A 5,357-nucleotide genomic window follows, 5' to 3' on the forward strand; every position below is an offset into this window, starting at 1 on the left:
AAACGCCGGGTATAAGGTGCGATCAACAATCACTCGGTTGACGCTCATGCATATCTGCCCTTGATGCAGGAAACGGCCGACCACGGCTGCGTGAGCTGCCACTTCAACGTCGGCATCATTCAGCACCACCAGTGGCGCGTTACCACCGAGTTCAAGAGCAACGCGTTTGATGTGCTTGCCACCCGTGGCGATGCGCCCGACATTGCGCCCCACGTCCGTAGAACCGGTGAACGAGATCAGCCTGGGTACTCGATGTTCCACGAAGGCGTCACCGATTTCCGATCCGGCGCCCACAACAACGTTGATGGTGCCCGCAGGGAAGCCCGCCGCCTCCAGTAGGTAGGCGATCAACAATCCGCCGCTGACAGCGGTATCACTCGCAGGTTTCAGCACTACGGTATTACCTAATGCCAAGGCCGGAATAACGGAGCGCATGCTTAGATAAAGCGGAAAATTCCATGGGCTGATCACCCCCACAACGCCAAGTGGATCACGGAACACAAAGCTCTGTTCGCCGGGCTTGTAGCTGGTCAAGATCCGACCCTCTACTTGCATCGGCATGCTCGCGCATTCTCGGACCAGGTTCAGCGTGCTTTGCCACTCGATGCCAGCCTTGATTCGAGTGCTGCCCGACTCTTTGATGAGCCAGTCGATAATTTCTTCACTGCGCTGCGCAACGATAACGGCAAGCTTTTCAAGCAACATAACCCGTTGGCCGGCGTGTAGCGCAGCCCACTCCAGCTGTGCCTTTTCGGCGGCCAGATAGGCTTCATCCAGATCGGCGACCGAGGCGAGCGGCATGTCCAACAGCAACTCGTTGTTGAAGGGGTTGCGGTTGTCCAGGCGTTTGGTTGAGCGACCTGGCTGCCAGCGGCCGTTAATGTATTGATGACCTTGAATGGCAAATGGAGCGGGTGCGTTCTGGTTGTTCATTTAGGCGACTCGATCAATTTAATGGATTGACTTCCCTGCAAAATCAGGTGCGCATCCAGGCGCGGCCCCAGGAGTTAAGAGTGTGCTCACTCTGCGGCCATACGCCGGCTTCACGGTCTGCTGGCGCCAGTTCAAGTTCGGCCGAGAATTCCAGTCGGTTCCGATCGGCATCGACCACCATGAAAAACAGATTGTTGCCCGGACCATGACGGCCAGGGCCGAAGAAAATGCTGATGCGCTCCTTGGCAAACCGGTCGCCCCAATCACGAATGTCATTCCACTCATTGGTTTCGTAACAATGGTGGTCCCATTCATTCTTCGACCCACGGAAAAAGGCGAGGGAGTGATGCTCGTCGTCGGAGCGCAGGAAACACACCATGAGCTGGCCGGTTTCCTGGTCGACCACGTTGTCGGAAATGGTGAAGCCAACGGTGTTGACGTAAAAGTCGATAATCGTCTCAAGCTCGGTGGTTTGGAACACAACGTGCTGCAACCTCGACGGCATGCCTTGCAGTTCAGCACTTGTATCGGGAAGTACTACGCCGAATATTGTCTGGCGACCCTGTGGATCCCGAATGGCAAACGCGCCTGGCTCAAGTAAAGGCGAGGTCACCGGATCCATCTGGCATTCACGCTCAATCAGGTTCTGACGCAGCGCTTCCAGTTTGGCGTTGGAGTGGAGGTTGAAGGCAGCGGCCAGCAGGCCGCTATGGTCGGCTGGCGAAATGATTGCCGCTCGTTTCGGCCCCCGCATCACCTGGCTGCCATCTGCTTGTGGCGATGCGCGCATGTCCATCATTCGCGTATAAAAATCTACCTGGCGTTGAGGTTCTTTGCTTGCCAGGTGCAGGTAGCACAGTTGAGCAGGGGTCGAAGTCTGGAGGGTCGTCATGGAAAACTCCGCGATCAAAGAGTAACTGGGGAATGGGCGGTATTGGCAGCCGCGACGGCGACTGTCGTAGCCTGTGCAATGCCCAACAAGGACTGAAGAGCCAGAGCTGTTTCTGACTCCTGAGCCTGGTCAAATATGGCGGCGACATAGCGGTCGGGACGTAGCAGCAGGAAGGTGCTGGCCTCGGCAAACAGTGCGCTTAACTCACCGTTGCGATCATGTACGATCGTGAGTCCCGCCAAAGGGGGCGGAAGCGGAGCGTCTTGTGGAATGATCACGATGCGCTTGGCATCCAGGTGGGTCCAGAGCGGGTGCTGCAGTTGATCCATGCGTTGGCTGCGCAGATCGCCATATTGAATCAAGGCAAAGCCCGGGCCGATGTGCTCATCCAACAGTTGCGCGCAGCCGTGAGAGTCGAAAAGAGTCGGCTGCGGCAGCATGGTCCCGGCGCGCAGGTTGCCGGCCTTACCTTGGGATAACACCAGGCCCTGGGTAAAACGAGGCTTTGGTTTAAACTTCATTTGCAGAAAGTAATCGCGCAGAGGCGGGATCAGCCCGATCACGCGGAAGGTGCTGGTAATGAGTTTGGCGCGCAAGGCTGAAGCCGGCGCCATGACCACCCCGAGATTCAGCGCCAGCTTGATCAGCGCCCAGGCATGATCGCGGCGTTCGCTTTCATAGGTCTCGAGGGCGCTTTTCGCCATTTGTCCCCGGAGTACCGCCACAAGTTTCCAGGCGATGTTATGCGCATCACGCACACCACTGTTCATGCCTTGGCCCGCATAGGGTGGGGTCAGGTGCGCAGCGTCACCGGCGAGAAAAACACGACCTTCCTGCCAGCGAGAGGCAACCCTGGCGTGGAAGGTGTAGACCACTTTGCGCACCAGCGAATAAGCTTTTTCACCCCGGAACGGCCGCAGCAAGTTGCCAAGGCTAGCGTCGCTGAGCATTTGCTCATCAGTCTCGTCGTCTTTGAGCATGAACTCGAAGCGACGTGTCTGATGAGGGCCGGGCACTTCTACGACAGGTCGCTGCGCGTCGCAATACACACGAGTCTGCCAGAACGGGTCATCGTCCTGATCCAGATCCACGACCAACCAGCGGGACTTGAAGCTGGAGCCCACCATATCGATACCCAGTTGTTTGCGAACCGGGCTTCTGCCGCCATCACAGGCAACCATGTACTGGGCGCGCACCTCAACCGTTTCACCGGCCTCGTTTTGTACTCGAGCGAGAACGCCTGAGGCGTCCTGAATGAAGTCGATCAGTTCATGGCAGAAAAGCGGAGTCAGGCTTGGGAAGCGCTCCACTCCGTGCCTCAGGGTGCGTTCAAACAGGGGTTGGCGGAACGCGTTGCGTTTGGGGTAACCGTACTGCTTGCCGACGGGCTCGACCTTGCCAAAGCATCGTCCGCCGGGCTTGTCGAAGTAGTGCACCCCGTAGCCTTTTACAACATCAGCCAATACAGCTTCATCCAGCCCCGCTGCCTGCATGGTCCGCAGCGACTCATCATCGATCGAGACGGCGCGCGGTTCAGTCACGGTGCCGGCTTTACGATCAATGATGGTGGTGTGCACGCCTGCTTGCCCGAGGAGGTTGGCTAACGTGAGCCCTGTCGGGCCGGCACCGATAATCAGTACGTCAGTATTCAAAGGTGTAAGGGTTGTCATTTTTGTTCCCTCGTTGACCGTAAGGCGTATCAGTCCAGTAGTTCTGGTCTATGCGCTAGCGCGGTCATGAGTTGTGAAAGATTGTCGGCAAGGGTGAGAATCTGCTGGCCCTGCGCTTCATCCTGTTCGCTGTCGCGTTGCGACGTGGGGCGCACGCAGCTGATGCTGCCCACCACTTTGCCGTCACCATCGAATATGGGCGCCGCCAGGCCGAAGACGTCAGCATCCACTTCGCTGGTGCTCAGCACATATCCCTGGCGGCGCAAGCGCTGGAGCGAGCGTCGGAACTGCTCCCACGTCTTGCCAAGGTTGCTGGACTCGACGTCACTCGGGTTTTCCAGAAACAGTTGGCTCTGGTGTCGCGAGCCCATATTGGCCAGGATCGCTTTGGAGGTGGCCCCCATGAACAACGGCCTTGGGGAGCCTCGCGAATAGCTCACCTGATTGGACAGATTGCCGGTTTGATGGACGCAAACCACTTGATCCTTGAACAGACGACACACTAACCATGCTTGCTCGGCACCCCATTGCGGAAAGCTGGACTCCAATGAGTGTGCGGCGCGAACCAGCGGATCACTGACGCGCAGTTGGCGATCCCAGGTGATGATTCTCGCGCCCAGCGCATAACGCCCGGCTTCCACCTGAAACAGCAAGTTGGCCTCTGCCAGTTCGCGTACATAGCGGTAGGCAGTGGAGCGTGTGAACCCCAGCGCATTTCCCATCCCGTCGACCGTCCAGATGGGATGGTGCTCGGTGAACAGGTCGAGGATTCGCAGCATCCGCTCAAGGCTGGAGCCTTTGCTGTCCGCCAGTTGCTCGGTGGTGTCTTCGGAATCAAACGGTCTTTGCATGTCAGCGCTCGTCTACAATACTGTTGCGCAGGATACCAATGCGTTCGATTTCGATTTCGACGATATCGCCCGGCTTCATCCAGACCGGTGGCTCGCGGAATGCACCAACACCACCTGTAGTGCCGCTGACGATGACGTCGCCGGGTGCCAGTTCAGTGAATGCGGTGCAGTACTCGATCAACTTGCGCACATCGAAAATCATGTCGCTGGTGCGCGTGTGTTGCATCACTTCGCCGTTCAAGCGGGTAGTCAGTTCCAGGTCCTGCGGGTCGACGATTTCATCGCTGGTGACCATCCATGGGCCGAACCCACCGGTGGCTGGGAAGTTCTTCCCCGGAATAAACTGGATGGTGTGCTTCTGCCAATCACGTACGCTGCCGTCGTTGTAGCAGGCGTAGCCGGCGACATATTCCAGGGCGTCCTCGGGTTTGACATGGCGAGCGGTCTTGCCGATCACCACGGCCAGTTCACCTTCGAAGTCGAGCTTGTGGGAAACGGTTGGACGAACGATGGGCTGCAGGTGTGCGGTCTGGCTGTCGGCAAAGCGGGTGAAAATCATCGGGTAGGTCGGCATGTCCCGACCAGTCTCGCGCACATGCGTGGCGTAGTTGATCCCGATGCAGAGCACCTTGCCGGGGTTGGCAATAACCGGCAGAAAGGTGATTTCACTCAATGCCAGGCGGGGCAGGTCTTTCAGCGCATCAGCCCCCAGCTCGCTCAGTCGATTGCGCGTGATGGCTTCCTTGAGGTCTGCACCCAGGTGTGACTTGAGCGATTCTAGGTCAATGACGTGGTCACCTTCAACAATGCCGTACGTGGAACGGTTCTGGTAAACGAAGCTTGCGATTTTCATGGGTATGCCTCTGATTGCATCAATGATGAGAAATAGACTGTGAGGGTCTGGGTTGTTGCTTGCTTGCGGGGTCAAGCCGCAGCAAGGTGATTGCCGTCAGCGCGATGATTCCCGGAACCAACGCAGCGCTGAGGATCGCTGTCAAAACCCAGCCGGCT

General features: G+C 57.7%; 5 protein-coding genes. All 5 read right to left on the reverse strand.

The annotated features are described in order from the left end of the window. Positions 1 to 933 (reverse strand): aldehyde dehydrogenase family protein (locus M0974_RS32325; protein ID WP_297846280.1); only part of this gene is annotated, 933 nt, incomplete at its 3' end. 43 nt (positions 934 to 976) lie between these two features. Then, entirely contained in the window at positions 977 to 1,825 is an 849-nt protein-coding gene (locus M0974_RS32330; protein WP_020300874.1) for a VOC family protein, read from the reverse strand. A gap of 14 nt (positions 1,826 to 1,839) precedes the next feature. After that, a complete protein-coding gene (locus M0974_RS32335; RefSeq protein ID WP_297846283.1) occupies positions 1,840 to 3,495 on the reverse strand; it encodes a bifunctional 3-(3-hydroxy-phenyl)propionate/3-hydroxycinnamic acid hydroxylase in 1,656 nt (551 codons plus the stop codon). A 29-nt stretch (positions 3,496 to 3,524) separates the two neighbouring features. After that, positions 3,525 to 4,346 (reverse strand): IclR family transcriptional regulator, encoded by an 822-nt coding sequence (locus M0974_RS32340; RefSeq protein ID WP_297846285.1) that lies wholly within the window; start codon positions 4,344 to 4,346, stop codon positions 3,525 to 3,527. A 1-nt stretch (position 4,347) separates the two neighbouring features. After that, the gene (locus M0974_RS32345; RefSeq protein WP_297846287.1) at positions 4,348 to 5,199 is read right to left on the reverse strand and encodes a fumarylacetoacetate hydrolase family protein; all 852 of its coding nucleotides are present in this window, start codon (positions 5,197 to 5,199) and stop codon (positions 4,348 to 4,350) included. Positions 5,200 to 5,357: the final 158 nt, after the last annotated feature.

It is taken from the genome of Pseudomonas sp. (assembly GCF_026224925.1).
Taxonomy (GTDB): Bacteria; Pseudomonadota; Gammaproteobacteria; order Pseudomonadales; family Pseudomonadaceae; genus Aquipseudomonas.